Below are 17,281 nucleotides of genomic sequence, written 5' to 3'. Positions count from 1 at the left end.
TTATACCAATTTATCTAAGAAACTTTCCCCAATCATGGCAGTTTCAACACCAAAGTTATCCGCAACTGTCGCTGAGATATCTGCAAAATGTCCTACTGGAATGACACCATTTCCTTTAAAGGCAGGGCTATAGGCCAACAATGGAATATATTCACGAGTGTGGTCTGTTCCTGCATAGGTTGGGTCATTTCCATGGTCCGCGGTAATCAAGAGAAGGTCATTCTCTCTCATAGCTGCGATAATTTCAGGTAAGCGTTCATCAAACTCATGCAAGCAATCACGGTAACCATGAGCATCACGACGGTGGCCATAAAGGGCATCAAAATCCACCAAGTTTGTGAATGAGAATCCTTTTTCAAACTCAGCAAGGCCCATGGTCTTCAATAGTGTATCCATTCCATGGCTATTTGACTTGTTGTGACCCATATCATGATTGATACCAACACCGTTAAAGATGTCGTTGATTTTACCAACAGCATAAGTATCGATGCCAGCTTCGTTCAATTTATCCAAAACAGTTGGTGCAAATGGGGAAACTGCCAAGTCACGACGGTTGGCTGTACGTGTGAAGTTTCCTGGTTCACCGACGTAAGGACGGGCAATGATACGACCAAGAAGGGCGGGACGCTCAAGAGTAATTGAGCGAGCATACTCACAGATACGGTACAATTCATCCAAAGGAATAATCTCCTCGTGGGCAGCAATTTGCAAAACAGGGTCAGCTGAAGTATAGATAATCAACTCTCCAGTTTCCATCTGACGTGGTCCAAAATCATCGATAACAGCTGTTCCTGAGTAAGGCTTATTAGCTTCACGAATGACCTTACGCCCTGAGAATTCTTCGATTTTTGTCAAAATTTCTTCTGGGAATCCGTTCCAGAAAGTATCGAAAGGCTCAGTAATATTGAGTCCCATGATTTCCCAGTGTCCAGTCATAGTATCCTTACCAAGAGATACTTCTTCTAATTTTGTTGCATATCCAGTTGGATTGCTTTCAGCTGGCACAGTCTTCAAAGGCGTTTCACGAGGAATATTTCCAAGACCGATTTTAGCCATGTTTGGCACATTCAAACCAACTGTTTTTGAAATGTGTCCAAGTGTATCAGAAGCTCCATCTGGAACCCCTGCATTGACAAAATTATTAGCATCTGGTGCAGCACCAATTCCCACAGAATCCAGTACCACCAAGTGAATACGATTAAATTTTGGCATAGTATGTCTCCTTATTACTTTGATTAGTTTGCTTTTGTTGAAGTTAAAATCTGAACCCCGTCTTCTCCAGCAACAATAACTTTATCCACCATTTGGTTGAATAAGCCATGCTCTACGACACCAACGACATGGTCCAATTCTTGTCCTAAGGCAATTGGATCTTCAATGACATCCAAGGCAAGGTCAATGATAAAGTTCTGCATATCAGTCACAAATCGTTGACCGTCTTTTTGACGGAAACTTGGTTTGTAGCCAGCTCGTTCAAAACGACGAAAAACCTGTTCGGCTCCATACTGGACTACTTCTACAGGCAATTTAAAAGCACCTAGTTTCTCTACTAATTTACTTTCATCAACTACCCAAATGTATTCTTTGGATGGTGTCGCGACCACCTTCTCCATTAGGAGGGCACCGCCACCACCTTTGATTCCATTAAACTGCCTATCCACTTCATCTGCCCCATCGACCGTCACATCGACAAGGTCCACTTGATCAATAGACTTAAGAGGAATATTGAGTCCTTCTGCCTGTTTACTAGTTACACTAGAAGTCGTCACAGCTGTAATCTGTAGACCTTCTTCCTCGATTCGACGACCTATTTCTTCCACGAAATAATAGGCAGTTGAGCCAGTACCAAGTCCAACTACCATACCGTCAGTAACAAACTCAGCAGCCTTAATTCCTGCCAATTTTTTCAGATTTTCCACTCAAACACCTCCATTTAAGAGCTAACTTTATTATAACATGTATCATTTTTTATTTCATGAATACACTAGAAAAAAACCGAACATTTTTATGTATACTTTCTAATTTTCTTTCACCCTGCTTGTATCCAAATCATAAAATCCTATATCTAGATTTAGATTTAGATTTAGAAAGCTCTTTAAAATCTAGAGTTGATTTTTTATCATAAAGATGGTTAAATAGTTAAATAAAGAATAGGAGAATAAGATGAACCCATTAGATTTGTTTAATCAAGTAAAAGAACTAATCGAAACCAAAGATTTCGAAGCTGCAAAAACATTTGTTGCAGAAAATCAAGAACAGCTTGGAGAATACTTCTCTCAAGCTCAACAGTTGATTTCTGGTTCTGAAGGTCTAGATGGCCTCGTTGGCAAGATTAAAGGATTTTTCTAAAAGATATAAAGGCGCCTGAAACCATCAGGTGCCTTTTTGAGATATTTTTTTCATCATTTTAGGAATCTCGTGACTAATTTCAGTCGGTAAGACGACATAATTTTCTTGAGATAGTTCTTGAGCTATAGCTGAATGAAGATGAGTTGCAACTACAACTCGTTCATAGAGACTGGCTTGCTGGAATTGGCCTGCAAATCCTGCAATCATCCCAGCCAGAGTATCTCCCATTCCCCCAGTAGCCTGATAAGGTCCTCCAACTTGAAGTTGATAATAATCCTTCTGACCAGCTTGCCAAACACGAGTAGAGGGACCCTTTTCAACCAAAATAGTTCCCTTGGGAAAATTATCTAAAACCTCAACTGTTGTCTGCGGATTTTGATAATCAAGAGCAATCCCAGACAATTTTTCCCACTCTTTTTGGTGGGGAGTTAGAATACATTGGCTAGGAGGAAATGCAAGCTTAGTATTAGCAAGGATAGTTAAAGCGCCACCATCCATCAGCAAAATCTGATTTTTACTTAGGCTTCTAAAGACTTGTTTGATCAGTTCTTCTCCAAAAGCATCATCTCGTAAACCCGGCCCTAGTAAAACCACCTCTGCTTTCTCTAGTTGCTCAGTCAGTAATTCTTTGTCATCCAGTGAAAAAGCCATGGCCTCCGGTAAGTGGCTGTGAAGGGCTGTGATGTTGTCTTTATCTGTACCAACTGTCAAAAGACCTGCACCACTCTTAACAGCAGCTAGCGCAGCCATAATGATAGCACCTCCATAAGGATAAGTTCCACCCAATAACAGTAAGCGTCCGTAATTTCCCTTATGACTTTGACGACATCGTTCAATAATGACTTTTTCTAGTAAAGATTGATTCATCACTTTCATCGTTTCTTCCTCTCAACTTCATTATACTACAAAAAGGTACACACCTTGCAATTTGGATTACTATTTTTCTGTCTAACTTTTGGGGCACAATTCACCTCTCTTGCTTACACCTATATAAAACTGGAGAAGACCATGATTGTCTTCTCCAGTTTTTAGATGCATCAACTTACTATAGTTGAAAAAGAAACCATTTTTTAATCATCGACTAATATCTACAAATAGGAAGTCATTAGACGTACAGACTAATCTTCTTTACGTTTTGCAGTTAATAGTGCTGCTGACAAGGCCAAGCTAACACCTGCCAGGAAGATGGCTGTCTCAGATTCTCTCTCACCTGTTTCTGGCAATCTCTTGTCTTCCTTGACAACTTGAACTGGTGCTTCTGAAGTCTGAGCTTTTTCTAACGAATTAAGCTTGAACTCTGGTTTTTCTACTGTAGGAGCTGGTTGATTACCTACTGTAGCTAGAACACCGCGGTACTCTGGAAGTTCATGTTTCAAAGCCATTACTGCATTAACGCCACCCTTAAATTCAGGTTTCTCAACGCTTGGTGCCGCTTGATCTCCTACAGTGGCAAGAATTCCTGTGTATTCTGATACTTCATTTAGTGCTGCTTCTACAAAATTAGCACCACCTTTGAATTCTGGAACTTCGTTAACTGCTGCTTCTACAAAGTTAGCACCGCCTTTGAATTCAGAAACTTCTTTAATAGGAGTTGGCTCCTCTCCTTTACTACTTGAAATGGATGTTTTTACTCCTACCTCAATAATACGGTCCTGAGCCTTTCTTTGTTCAAAATGAACAAGAGTTCTAGTAGTGCCTGATACTTGAATATAGTCAACTTTTTCTCCAGCTTGTCCTTCAGAAACTACACGATGTTGACCTTGAGCAAGTTCAGGGGTTTCACGAATAACTTCTTTAAACGGAAGTGGAGTCTTTTCAATTTCCAAGCTTGGAGCTTCTGCAGCTAAGTTCTTAACGCCTTCTGTCGGTGTTGTTTGGAAGGTAGACTTAAAGTGTAAACGATATTCTTTCACCAGACTTCCATCTTTGGAAACAAGACGAACAAGCGTTGGAAGATTTGTATTTCCATGATCCACTACCGTGACTACTCCATGTCCACTAGTTGTTGCAGTGACTTTTGGTTTAGTTCCCATTGTTGTTAGGGTGTACTCTGTCACATTTGGATCAAAGTTTTCCAATGATTTTCCATCGATCGAAATAGTCGCTGATGGTGTTTCGACTTCTGCTCCCTTGCCCGCAGAGTAGGCTGTAAATTCGACTACTGCTAGCCCGTTAGTAGTAGACTTACGAGTCATTCGAGCACGAATAGCTGTCGCTTGAACCGGTTCAAAGTTAAATTCGATTGGTTTTCCAGCTACTAATTCTCCAGAAGCTTTGTAAGGAATTGGTGCCCAATTTTCTGCCTTGTTGAATGGATGGTCAGCATTTTCTTCATAACGAGAAATCGTACTTGGTTCTGTAAAGGCAGGGCCAATATATCTTTCTAAAACCATTTTCTCTGGAGCATCTGTTCCACTGTCTTTAAAGAACTGCATGGCAACTTTTCCAATAGCTTGTGAGGTAATGTTACCGTTCTTCTTAAACAATATTCCCACAGAAGTTTCTTGATTTTTTGGTGTACGAGACCAGTTTGTCCAACGTCCATCCTCATTAAATTTTCCATCATTGATATAGAAAATTCTATCATGTGAAGCTGCTTGTGTATCGTTCGTTGTTGAAGCAAAGGCTTTAGAATCCGTTTCATTGTTGCTTGGATTTTCTGAGATGACTTGATTTCCTTTAGCTACAACTGTTACTTGCATGGTCGTTGTTAGATTTGTACCGATGACATGACCAGTTACTTGGAATCTTCCCTCATGCTCTGTTGCATGTTTAGGAATAGCATCCCATTTCACTGCCAGTTTATCTGTAGTCCAAGTATTTGAAGTTGGATAATAAACAGTGACTTCTGATGGAAGTTGAAGGGTATCTCCGAGCTTCAAAGTAGTTGCACCATTTTCAGCTGCTAAAGGTAGACTTGTATCTTTTTCATCATTACGGTAGATCCGATATTCTTTTAAAATAGTACCATCTTCAGCCTTCAAAATAAGACGTGTCGCACCTTTTGGACTTGTTGCCGGAACAAGAGTAACCAAACCATTATTGCTAGCTGTTGCAGTGATTTCTTTGCTAGATTGAGGAATATAATAATCTGTTTTCGATGGATTAAAGTGTTCAAGATCCTTGCCATCTACTTTGATAGAAATATCTGAACTTGTTTCACTTAAGACCTTGTTTCCAAGGACAGTTAGCTCTGTCAGACCAACTCCTGCAGTACCTTCAGCCTTTTTCATTCGAAGACGAACAGCATAGGTTTCTACCTTGTCAAAGGTAAAGTGATTTGTTTGAGTTGCAGATAGCTGACTTGGAGCATGTAAGTTTTCAACTGCTTTCCAATTGTCTGGATTATTAAATGGATGATTAGTATCACGCTGAGCATTGCTGACATCACTTGGTAAATCTGGAATTTCTTTACCTACATAATATTCAACTACATATTCTTTTGGAAGACCAATTGCTCCATCAGTATAGAAATCAACTGATAAATTGTTGACAAAACGTTTCGTCAAGTCTCCTGAATTACCAAACAAGATAGAAGCCCAGTCATTATCTGTATTTGTTCTCCAAGTAGTCCATCTATTTTTAGCATCTGTTTGCGTTCTTGACACAGTCAGATCGTTCAAGGTATTAGCTGAATCATCTCCTCCTGTATTGGAAACAATAGCAGCTGGCAATTGTGACCCTGTCCATTGTTTAGAGATATTATTTCCAGCAACAACTTGACTAGACACTCGAACATGAGCTTTAGTGGTCAGATTGCTACCCACTAAACGACCATTGATTTCATAGACTCCTTCTGTTTGACTAAAGTTTTCTGGAACCTGATCCCAAACTACATCTTTGTAGATAGTTGTTCCGTTAGAATGGTAAGCACGCACATTGGCTGGCAATTGAACCGTCTCACCCTTAGGAACTGTGAGACTGATTTCCTCTGCAACTTGCAATCCTTCAACCGTTACAGTCGCTTGAGCTTCAATATCTGTACCTTCTACGTGGCCTTTAATAGTAAAGCTATGATAGCGGCTTAGCTCTTTTTCATCTACCTTGTCCCAAGTTACAGCTACCTTACGAGGCAAGCCTTTATCAAATTCTGCTCCAACTTGTGTAGGTAGGTTAGGTTGCTGATGAATATCTGTAGAGACAGATACTGGATGAAGTTTTACTATCTTCTTGCTAACTTTATTTTCTTTAATTACTACTTCAGTAGTTATAGATTCCGTGCTCTCTGTCTGATTATCGATGCGTGGTGTCAATGTCACGCGTCCTTTGCTATAAAGAAGGAGGTTTTGTCCATTCACCTCAAGATGCCCACCATCAGAAGATTTAACTTCTAAGTGAATATCTGAAGCTGAAAATTCTGTTTGAGAACCATCTTCATATTGACCAATCACACGGTAAGTTAAGACTTGATCTTCTGTAGTTTCTTCTTTACCTTTTACATCTACTTCTAAGCGTTTCAAGGCAGGAGCTTCCTTCACAAATTGAATCAAGTAACTTTGTACCAAATCTCCCTTTTGATTACTTAAGAATACTGAAGCCTGATAATTATTTGCAGCCGAAGCTTGCTGTACGTTCACCTGATAGCCTGTAGCTTGAGCTCCAACACTCGGGATTGGAGCTGTATAAGGAAGTGACACCCGATAATAAGTCTTGCCAGGATCAAAGTTATCAAGAGTTTTATCCCCAACTGTAATTCCTGCAACATTACTCATTGTTTCCTTATTGCTTGCGATAAAGGTTGCCGTAACTTCATGACCATCATCTACTAATTTACCAGTAGCTTCCGTACGTCCACCTTCTTTTGTCAAGGCAGAAGGATCTTTCAAGGTCCATGAGACAACCTCTGTATCAATTAAGTTACCATCTGTCAAAACAGCTGTAACCGTTTTATCCAAATCTGCTGCAGCTGTACCAACTGGCACTGTAGCAACTTTTGGTAACCATTTATCTAAGGCAACCACTTTTACAAGTGCTTCAGCTTGGGTCTCCAAACCTTCTACTCGTCCAAATACTTTCTTCTCACCTGCGCTTGTAAGTAAGTCAGATGGCAATTCCCAAGTTACAGACTTCTCTTCAACACTACCATCACTATAAATAGCTGTTACTGTCTGAGGTAATACAGGATTTGTGCTAACATCAGTTGTCGCCTTTACAGGAGCATAGGATACAAAGTGACGGTTTTCTTTCTTACCAGAAACAGTTGCGACCGTTGCACTGTCAGAAGTTAAACCAGCAGAATCTGCATAAAGCGTAAATTTACCTTCTTTTTCAATCGATTTTACAATAACAACCCCTTTACCATTGAAAGCACGTCTTTGCCATGTTCCATCTTCTTGAGCTTTGTAGCGTTCACGACTGGCTTGTTCTCCATTATCGACCCCAACGATTTGTCCTTGACCATGAAGATTAAAATGAACAAGATTGTTAGCAGTCGGAACAACATTCCCCTCGCCATCCACAATCTCATAATGGATATAAGATAGATCTTTACCATCTGCTGTGATGACATGCTCTTCTTTCGTCAAGCGAACTTTTGCTGGTTCTCCTGCAGTTGTCACACTATCACGCGCAATTTCGTTGCCTTTTTCATCTCGAGCAATCGCAGTCAGTGTGCCTGGTTGGTATTTCACAAGCCACTCGAGATACAATTCACTTGGCTTAGCACCTTCATGATAAGACCGTCCATCTTCTGTCGTTTTCTTGGTATATTCCTTCTTACCAAGCGACTCTCCATTTAAGAACAATTCAACGCTGGCAGCATTTGAGAAGGTGCGAACCGGAACCTTTCCATCTACCAACATCTTACGTTCTTTGAGTGTCTCTTCAGTCCAGTTCCAATGTGGTAAAATGCGAACAGTTGGTTTTTCTTTGGCACTATACCATTCACTGCGATAAAGGTAGAAATCATTTTTAGGTAAACCAGCCGTATCGATGATACCAAAGTAAGAGCTCTTCACAGGTGTATTATCTTGGTTATGCCATGGAGTTGGTTCCCCAATATAATCAAAACCTGTCCAGATAAATTGTCCAGCATAGCCAGCACGATCACGGTCAAAAGTCCATGACTCAGTAGCTGTTCTTCCCCATCCTACACGATCATTACCATAGTCAGATTGTTCATAATGACGATTTGGACGGTTATCATGTCCAAGGATATGAGCAGGATTGTAATAAGAATCACGCGTTCTAGTAGCAGAAGATGTCTCAGAACCATAAATGAGCCAGTCTGGATGAGCACTACGAACCGCATCATAAAAACGTTCACCATAGTTCATACCGACAGCATCCATAATTTCTGCGAGTTTCAAGAAATCACCTGTCGCTGCACGACTAAATTTATTTTCACCCATGGTGACATAACGCTCAGTATCAATCGCCTTGATAATAGCCTTCAAACGTTTAGCAGTTTCGATAGAACGAGGACTACCATTTGCCTCTTCCACTTCGTTTCCAAGAGACCACATGACAATAGATGGATTATTTTTATCCCGTTCTACCATCGTTCTGAGATCAAAATCAGACCACTTCTCACCCTTTTTAGCCTCTGGGTGTGTTGCATCTTGATCAAAGAAACGTCCATAGTCGTATGTTTTCTTACCACCATACCAGGTATCAAAAGCTTCCTCTTGAACCAAAAGACCTAAACTTGCTGCAGCATCAAGTAACTGTGGACTTGCTGGATTGTGGGTAGTCCTTATAGAATTAACCCCCATATCTTTCAGAAGTTTTAATTTCCGATAAGTAGCCTTATAATTTTCTTCTGCCCCCAAAGCACCATTATCATGGTGAATACTTACACCATGGAATTTCATCCGCTCGCCATTTAGAGAGAATCCTTCCTTAGCAGTCCAATTGAAATAACGGTAACCAAATGTATCTTCTGTTACATCAACAAGTTTCCCTTCTTTGTATACCTTTGTTTTCAGTACATACAATTGAGGGTGATAACTTTTCGTAGTCCAAAGTGTTGGCTTATTAACTAGAATTGTTTGATTGAAATCTGCTGTTTCATTTTCTGACAAAACCTTAGTTGCAGAACGAGTCAATTCTGAAACAGGCTTCCCCTCTTTGGTAAAGATTTGTTGTTCCACAAATACTTTAGCAGATTGTTTATCTGCATTTTTAATTTTACTTTGTACTTGAGTTTCAACATTCCCTTCTTTTTGCTCAGCAAGTTTTGGAGTCGTGATATGATTACCATTTTCGGCAACATGCACTTTATCACGATAACTAAGGGTTACATCACGATAAATTCCACTTCCTGAATACCAACGACTACTTGGTTGTTTATTGGTCACTTGAACAGTGATTGAATTTTCACTACCATCCTTGTTTAAAAACTTAGTGATATCATAAGAAAAATGATTATATCCACTTGGATAATGGCCAACAAATTGACCGTTTACATAGACTCTAGAATCCATGTAAACACCATCAAAATTGATACGTACATCCTTGTTCTTATCAGCTTCATTAACTGTGAACGTTTTGCGATACCAAGCCGTTCCACCATTTAACTGACCACCTTCGTTTCGAGCAGGAGACTTATGGTCAAAATCAAAATAAATACTCCAATCATGCGGAAGATTCAATTTAGACCAATCATGTACATCCACATCTTTTTTTGAAAAATCACCTTGAGCATTTAATTTAAAGTACCAATCTTTATTAAAGTCTTGTTTTCGTTCCGATAAAAGTTGTTTCTCTTTATCAAGTTCTGCTTTGTTGGACTTATCAGAAATAGCTTTAGAATTGTCAGAAGAAGGTTTGATTTCTGTATCTGCTTTTACCTGATCGTTTCCAGAATCTTTTTGAGAATCTTCTTTCACTACTGTTCCAGCTGTTGGTGCAGATTCAATAGGCTTTGGATTTGTCTCTTCAGATTTCTGTTTGTTCTCAGCTTTGTTTCCTTCTTCTACTTTATTTGGAGTTTGCACTTTAGGACTAGCCAATTCATGACCATCTTTATTAGCTGGTATAGTTGGTTCTGCATCCTTAGTAACTTTATCTTCTGCCGGTTCAGCTTTTGGTTTTACAAACTCACGCCCACCGTTCTCATCAGCCTTTGCGATAGCAGCTGCCACATCATCGGGAAGCTTATCTAAAGGTTGAGCTTGATGAACAGTTGTTTCTTCTGATGGTGTATTGGATGAAGATGCTTCCTCAGCTTGTACAGCTGAAATACCAAATATACTAGCTCCAATCATGACAGAGGCCGCACCTATTGCAAATTTTCGAATACTGTAATGACACCGTTTGTAAAAAAGTCTTTTATCCATTAAAATCCTCATTTCTTTCTCCCGATATCTAGTAAGCGTTTACTTTTTATTAGAAACCTCCTTCCAAAAACACAAATAGATACCGAGCCTAACTTTATGTTATATATAGTAAATATATCAAAATAAAGACCAGAATGCAATTAATTATTGTAATTTAAACCTAATAAATGGCTGTTTAAGAAACTATTTCAAACAGACTCATCTAAAAAATGAACTATCAAAAATCCTTCATGCAATTATTTTCTTTCTACGAGAAAACTCTAAAAATATAAAGCTAAATCTTTAGTCTTATTCTGTATCAATTATCCTCTTAAAAGCAATAAAAAAGAGGTAAAAACCTCCTTTTAAATCATGATAAGTAAACAAGTTAAAAAAGTATTTCAAAGTCTAGCTATTCTTCTTAGGAATCATCTCCATCTATCAATACAGCTCATCTTAATGAACATAAGATTTAAAAAAACTTTTAATTTATACTAAGGATTAGATTTCTAAAATACTGTCATATAGTTTTGAGTCATTCAAAAACCATGAAATTCTCACCCTAAATTTTTGTAGATTAAGTACAAATCTTGTTTCCTCATCTCTTGTTCAATGTCCTAACTGCAGCTTGGTAGGTCTGCTCCATGAGCATGGTAATGGTCATAGGACCAACACCACCAGGAACTGGTGTGATATGGCTAGCAAGTGGTGCAACAGCATCATAATCGACATCCCCACAGAGCTTCCCTTTTTCGTCGCGGTTCATCCCAACGTCAATGACAACCGCACCTGGTTTGACAAAGTCAGCAGTCACAAACTTGGCACGGCCGATTGCTACAACAAGGATATCTGCTTTCGATGCTACTTTAGCAAGATTATGAGTACGTGAATGGGTCAAGGTCACTGTCGCATTCTTGGCCAACAGAAGCTGGGCCATGGGTTTCCCAACAATGTTTGAGCGACCAATAACAACCGCATTTTTACCTTCCAAGTCAATCCCATATTCATGAAACATTTCCATAATTCCTGCAGGTGTTGAAGGAATCATAACTGGATGCCCAGACCAGAGACGCCCCATGTTTAGCGGATGAAAACCATCTACATCCTTTTCTGGATCAATGGCTAACAAAACTACCTCTTCATCGATATGTTTGGGTAAAGGCAACTGAACCAAAATCCCATGCCACGCTGGATCTTGATTGTAGTTGGCAATCAGATCTAACAATTGGTTTTGTGTGATTGTTTCAGGAACTCGAACAACTTCACTACGAAATCCTGCCGCAAGGGCTGAGCGCTCCTTGTTGCGAACATAGACTTGGCTAGCAGGATTGTCCCCAACCAAAATCACTACCAAACCAGGGACTAGGCCTGTTTCTTCCTTTAGTTTTGCAGTCTTTTCAGCCAACTGCCCCTGCAATTTAGCAGCAAGAGTTTTCCCGTCAATTATCTGTGTCATATTATTTCTCTTTCCTTACAAATATCTTTAATTATACCAAAAAATAGAATGTAGCTCTAACACTTCTTGACTAGGTCATCCTATAGTTTCAAACTATAAGAAAAAGCCCTTTACGAGCTTTTTGTTTTTTCAACAGTTCAATTGAAGAAATGAAATTATTAAAATGTTTGTCGTTTAGCTTTACGCTCTGCACGTCCACGCGCTCGATTTTCTGCACGTTTGGTTTTACGACGTTTTTCATCCACTGCCCACTGAATTTTCTTCTTATAGCCTGGTTTCACTTTTTTCTTTTTCTTTTTGACCAGACCAATCATCTCAATGTCAAGTTTATCTTGCTTCTTCTCACGGTTAACACGACGATCACGGTCATAGGTATCTTGAAATTCCCCATCTTTGACCATCTTAGGAGTGAATTTTATTCCCAGCTTCTCCAACTCACGAATATCTGAGTCGTCACTTGGTTGATAAAGGGTAATTGCTGTACCAGGCAAGCCATTGCGCCCAGTTCGTCCAACACGGTGAACAAAGAAAGATAAATCTTGTGGAATGGCATCATTGATGACATGGCTAACACCTTCTATATCAATTCCACGCGCAGCCAAATCTGTTGCAACAATATACTCAAAATCAAGATTTTTCACCTGATTCATGATACGTTTGCGTTCACGAGGGGCAATATCCCCATGAATCTTAGCTACCTTTAGTCCTTGAGCCGTCAAGTAAGCATGCAACTCATCCGCCCGCGTCTTTGTATTGACAAAAATCATTGCCAAATATGGTTGCATCAACTGAGTCAACTGGTAAATGTGAGCATTCTTATCTCGTCCCTTGGTCGAAATCAACCAGTTATCAATGGTATCAGAAATAACCGTCTTTGTCTTGATTTTCTCCATGACAGGATTTGACAAATATTTTTTCAAAAATGGTTGCAATTTTTGGGGAATTGTTGCTGAGAAAACCATAAATTGCAAATCTTTTGGAAGGCTTCCGGCAATCTTATCGACCGTTTCTAAGAATCCCATATCCAAGGTCATATCTGCTTCATCGACCACAAAGGTCTTAGCCTTGTGAATAGCTAAATCTCCTGATTTAACCAAATCATAAATACGACCTGGAGTCCCGATGACAATATGGGGCTGATTGCTAGCTAGTTTATCTATCTGACGAGCCTTATCTGTACCACCCACATAATTCACAACCCGTACTTCTACTTCGGAATGACTTGCTATCTGACGAGCAGCTTGATAAATTTGAGTTGCCAACTCGCGACTTGGAGCCGTAATCACTGCCTGTACACTATCGCTAGATTCATCTAATTGCTGAAAAATTGGTAATAAGAAAGTATGGGTTTTCCCAGACCCTGTTTTTGATTCGCCGACTAAGTCTCGCCCAGCTAGAACAATGGGAATTAACTTCTCTTGAACCTCTGTAGGAGTAATGAATTTCAACTCCTCCAGAGCTTCATTAATATAATTTTTAAATTGAAATTTACTAAATGACATAATATCCTCGATTCTATCTATCCTTTCCATTATATCATATTTTGGATCATTACAGTAGTCCAACTTGAATAGCCTGTTTTAGTGATATCAGTTTAAAAAATTTACAACAACTGCGACATGCATTTCTATTTTAACTTGACCTCTTTTTTATAAAAAAAGCTATTTTACTATTAAATAAATCCGCCTGATAGAGAATTGCATCAGCTCATTTATGAACTCATTAAAGTCTTAATTTTATCTTCATATGAATCAAATAACAAAATCCAACATAGTGACTAAGAAATATTTTTATCCAATCTACAAAAAGAGAAGACATTTACATCTTCTCTTTCTGTAACTTTAGATTGCTTCTGTAACAAAACTACGGCTTTCCAATACTTTAAGCATGGCATTAGCTGTATCTAGGGCTGTGAAGAGGGGTACTCCGTGTTCAATGGCTGAACGACGGATTTGCTCTCCGTCTTCGTCAGCTGTACGTTTGGTACCAACTGTATTTATGATTGCTTGAATTCTTCCTTTACGAACAAAGCTTGGAATATCCTTATCGTCATCACCAATCTTACCAACAGGTTGGGCTTGCAATCCATGACTAGCAAAGAAGGCTGCTGTCCCTTCTGTCGCGAGGATTCCATAGCCAATATTTTGGAAACGACGAGCCAAGTCCAAGGCTTCTTCTTTGGCATCATCAGCAATGGTAAATACAACATTACCAAATGTTGGCAAGTGTAAGTAAGAAGCTTCAAAAGCTTTATAGAGAGCTTTTTCCAAAGTAGTATCAGAACCCATAACTTCACCTGTTGACTTCATTTCAGGACCAAGTAAGCTGTCTACCTTAGCTAGTTTGGTAAAGGAGAAGACAGGTGCCTTGATATGAACGCGGGTGCTTTCAGGGTAAAGTCCATCTTGGTAGCCAAGTTCTTCAAGTTTTTGACCAAGAATGAGCTTGGTTGCTACTTGAGCCATAGGGATATTGGTCACTTTAGAAAGGAATGGAACCGTACGGCTGGCACGTGGATTGACCTCGATAACATAGACTTTTTCATTCTTGATGACAAACTGGATGTTCATCATTCCAAGGCAGTTAAGACCGATTGCTAGGCGTTTAGTATAGTCTGCGATTGTTTCTTGCACCTTTTGCGACAAGGTTTGTGGTGGGTAAACAGCCATTGAGTCACCTGAGTGGACACCGGCACGTTCGATATGCTCCATGATACCAGGGATGAGAACGTTTTGTCCGTCTGAAATGGCATCGACTTCACACTCTTGTCCGACGATATAAGAGTCAACAAGAACAGGGTGGTCTGGACTTGCCTTAACCGCAGTACGCATATAAGAACGAAGGTCTTCTTCGTTTTCAACGATTTCCATGGCACGTCCACCAAGTACATAAGATGGGCGGACAAGAACTGGGAAGCCAATCTTGCGAGCTGCAAGAACTGCTTCTTCTTCATTGGTAGCCGTTTGTCCTGGTGGCTGTGGAATATCCAAATCTTTTAGAGCTTGCTCGAAGAGGTCACGGTCTTCCGCACGGTCTAGGTCAGCTACTTGCGTACCAAGAATAGTCACACCTGCTTTAGCCAATGGCTCAGCTAGGTTGATAGCTGTTTGACCACCGAACTGAACAATAACACCTTTTGGTTGCTCCAAGTCAATAACATTCATAACATCTTCGAATGTCAATGGCTCAAAGTAAAGCTTATCTGATACAGAGAAGTCTGTAGAAACGGTCTCTGGGTTTGAGTTCATGATGATGGCTTCGTAGCCAGCAGCCTGGATAGCCTTAACCGAGTGAACAGTTGCGTAATCAAACTCAACCCCTTGACCGATACGGATTGGACCCGAACCTAGGACTAGAACTGATTCCTTATCAGACTTGATAGACTCATTTTCCCAACCATAGGTTGAATAGAAATATGGTGTTTCAGAGTCAAATTCTGCCGCACAGGTATCAACCATCTTGTAAACTGGGACAATCTTGTTTTCCAAACGAAGTTGGCGAACTTGGTCTGCTGTCGTTTTCCATAATTCCGCAATCTTACGGTCTGAGAAACCATTGAGTTTGGCTGTTTTCAAAACTTCTAGATCTTGTGGATGGGCACCCAACTCCTGCTCAATTTCAAAGATATGCAAGAGTTTATCAAGGTAAAAGATATCAATTTTTGTAAGCTCAGCGATTTCCTCTGGTGTATAACCACGGCGAATTGCTTCTGACACATAGAAGAGACGGTCATCTTGGGCCTTGACAACCTTTTCAATCAAAGCATCATCTGAAACACTAGAAAGTTCTGGAATTTCATTATGATGCACACCAATTTCAAGTGAGCGACAAGCCTTAAGAAGAGATTCTTCGATATTACGACCGATAGCCATAACTTCTCCAGTCGCCTTCATCTGTGTTCCAAGACGGCGCTCGCCCTTTTCAAATTTGTCAAATGGGAAACGAGGAATCTTAGCAACAACATAGTCAAGGGCTGGTTCAAACATAGCGTAAGTTGAACCTGTAACGGGGTTAATTACCTCATCCAAGGTCAGACCAACTGCAATCTTAGCAGCCAATTTAGCAATTGGGTAACCTGTCGCTTTAGAGGCAAGGGCTGACGAACGCGATACACGAGGGTTTACTTCGATAACATAATACTTAAAGCTATGGGGGTCAAGCGCAAGCTGAACGTTACATCCTCCTTCAATCTTGAGGGCACGAATAATGCTCAAGCTCGCGTCACGAAGCATTTGGTTTTCATAGTCTGACATAGTTTGCGCTGGGGCAAATACGATGGAATCCCCTGTGTGAATCCCAACTGGGTCAAAGTTTTCCATGTTACATACGACAAGAGCATTGTCAGCTGAGTCACGCATCACTTCGTATTCGATTTCCTTGAAACCAGCAATAGAACGCTCAATCAAACATTGGGTAACAGGTGACAATTTCAAACCATTTTCAGCGATTTCACGCAATTCTTCCTCATTGGCACACATACCACCACCAGTACCACCTAGGGTAAAGGCTGGGCGGACAATGACTGGGTATCCAATAGTTGCAGCAAATGCTACTGCTTCTTCAACAGTGTTTACAATTTCAGATTCTGGAATGGGTTGTTCTAACTCTTCCATCAACTGTTTAAAGAGATCACGGTCCTCAGCTTGGTCAATAGCAGATAATTTTGTCCCTAGAAGTTCCACTCCTAGCTCATCCAAAATCCCATTCTTAGACAATTCCATAGCCATATTAAGACCAGTTTGTCCGCCAAGGGTTGGCAGCAAGGCGTCAGGACGCTCCTTACGGAGAATACGTGTCACAAACTCAAGTGTAATCGGTTCGATGTAAACCTTGTCTGCAATTTCTTTATCCGTCATGATAGTCGCAGGGTTTGAGTTCACCAAAACAACCTCATACCCTTCCTCTTTCAAAGACAAACAAGCTTGGGTCCCCGCGTAGTCAAACTCAGCAGCCTGACCAATAATAATCGGACCAGAACCAATCACCATAATTTTTTGAATATCAGTACGTTTAGGCATAGTTTATGATACAAAGCCCGTAAAGAACCCAGTGAAAATAGGAAACTCGGTGCAGACGCCTTCAGCGTCAAGACGATGTTTATCTTTTTCACACAGTTCTTAGGGCGTGTTCACTTCCGCGAACAATGTATCTTCTCCTTTCTATTCGTCGCCTCTCAGGGCGACATTAAATAAATTCTCCGACGATTTTTTAGCGAAAC

Annotated in this window: 8 protein-coding genes; 1 reads left to right on the top strand and 7 read right to left on the bottom strand. The window is 40.2% G+C overall.

All coding sequences use genetic code 11. The features are described from left to right. Positions 1-1,212: a phosphopentomutase gene (locus tag HMPREF1117_RS05185; protein WP_001123851.1), complete on the bottom strand. Its 1,212-nt coding sequence runs from the start codon at positions 1,210-1,212 to the stop codon at positions 1-3. A gap of 23 nt (positions 1,213-1,235) precedes the next feature. After that, positions 1,236-1,919: a ribose-5-phosphate isomerase RpiA gene (rpiA, locus tag HMPREF1117_RS05180; protein WP_000429256.1), complete on the bottom strand. Its 684-nt coding sequence runs from the start codon at positions 1,917-1,919 to the stop codon at positions 1,236-1,238. A 244-nt stretch (positions 1,920-2,163) separates the two neighbouring features. Here rpiA and HMPREF1117_RS05175 point away from each other — a divergent pair, with 244 nt between their 5' ends. Then, positions 2,164-2,349: a hypothetical protein gene (locus tag HMPREF1117_RS05175; protein ID WP_001068558.1), complete on the top strand. Its 186-nt coding sequence runs from the start codon at positions 2,164-2,166 to the stop codon at positions 2,347-2,349. A 24-nt stretch (positions 2,350-2,373) separates the two neighbouring features. Here HMPREF1117_RS05175 and HMPREF1117_RS05170 read toward each other — a convergent pair whose 3' ends face one another. The 5 genes from HMPREF1117_RS05170 to carB form a co-directional block, all read right to left on the bottom strand. Continuing rightward, positions 2,374-3,225: an NAD(P)H-hydrate dehydratase gene (locus tag HMPREF1117_RS05170; RefSeq protein WP_000867084.1), complete on the bottom strand. Its 852-nt coding sequence runs from the start codon at positions 3,223-3,225 to the stop codon at positions 2,374-2,376. 242 nt (positions 3,226-3,467) lie between these two features. Further along, a complete protein-coding gene (locus HMPREF1117_RS05165) occupies positions 3,468-10,628 on the bottom strand; it encodes an SIALI-17 repeat-containing surface protein (protein WP_000361342.1) in 7,161 nt (2,386 codons plus the stop codon). Between the two features lie 577 nt (positions 10,629-11,205). Next, complete coding sequence (locus HMPREF1117_RS05160) at positions 11,206-12,063, bottom strand: bifunctional methylenetetrahydrofolate dehydrogenase/methenyltetrahydrofolate cyclohydrolase (protein ID WP_000192113.1); 858 nt, start codon at positions 12,061-12,063, stop codon at positions 11,206-11,208. Between the two features lie 158 nt (positions 12,064-12,221). Further along, positions 12,222-13,565 (bottom strand): DEAD/DEAH box helicase, encoded by a 1,344-nt coding sequence (locus tag HMPREF1117_RS05155; protein WP_000010443.1) that lies wholly within the window; start codon positions 13,563-13,565, stop codon positions 12,222-12,224. A 339-nt stretch (positions 13,566-13,904) separates the two neighbouring features. Beyond that, entirely contained in the window at positions 13,905-17,081 is a 3,177-nt protein-coding gene (gene carB / locus HMPREF1117_RS05150; RefSeq protein WP_001126418.1) for a carbamoyl-phosphate synthase large subunit, read from the bottom strand. Positions 17,082-17,281 lie beyond the last annotated feature (200 nt).

It is taken from the genome of Streptococcus sp. SK643 (assembly GCF_000259505.1).
Classification (GTDB): Bacteria; Bacillota; Bacilli; order Lactobacillales; family Streptococcaceae; genus Streptococcus.
This window is presented reverse-complemented; position numbering and strand designations above follow the sequence as displayed.

Bases quoted from the DNA above. Each gene is read 5' to 3' on its own strand.
- HMPREF1117_RS05160 (WP_000192113.1), bottom strand. From the start codon at position 12,063: ATGACACAGATAATTGACGGGAAAACTCTTGCTGCTAAATTGCAGGGG.
- HMPREF1117_RS05185 (WP_001123851.1), bottom strand. From the start codon at position 1,212: ATGCCAAAATTTAATCGTATTCACTTGGTGGTACTGGATTCTGTGGGA.
- HMPREF1117_RS05155 (WP_000010443.1), bottom strand. From the start codon at position 13,565: ATGTCATTTAGTAAATTTCAATTTAAAAATTATATTAATGAAGCTCTG.
- HMPREF1117_RS05170 (WP_000867084.1), bottom strand. From the start codon at position 3,225: ATGAAAGTGATGAATCAATCTTTACTAGAAAAAGTCATTATTGAACGA.
- HMPREF1117_RS05175 (WP_001068558.1), top strand. From the start codon at position 2,164: ATGAACCCATTAGATTTGTTTAATCAAGTAAAAGAACTAATCGAAACC.
- HMPREF1117_RS05165 (WP_000361342.1), bottom strand. From the start codon at position 10,628: ATGGATAAAAGACTTTTTTACAAACGGTGTCATTACAGTATTCGAAAA.
- carB (WP_001126418.1), bottom strand. From the start codon at position 17,081: ATGCCTAAACGTACTGATATTCAAAAAATTATGGTGATTGGTTCTGGT.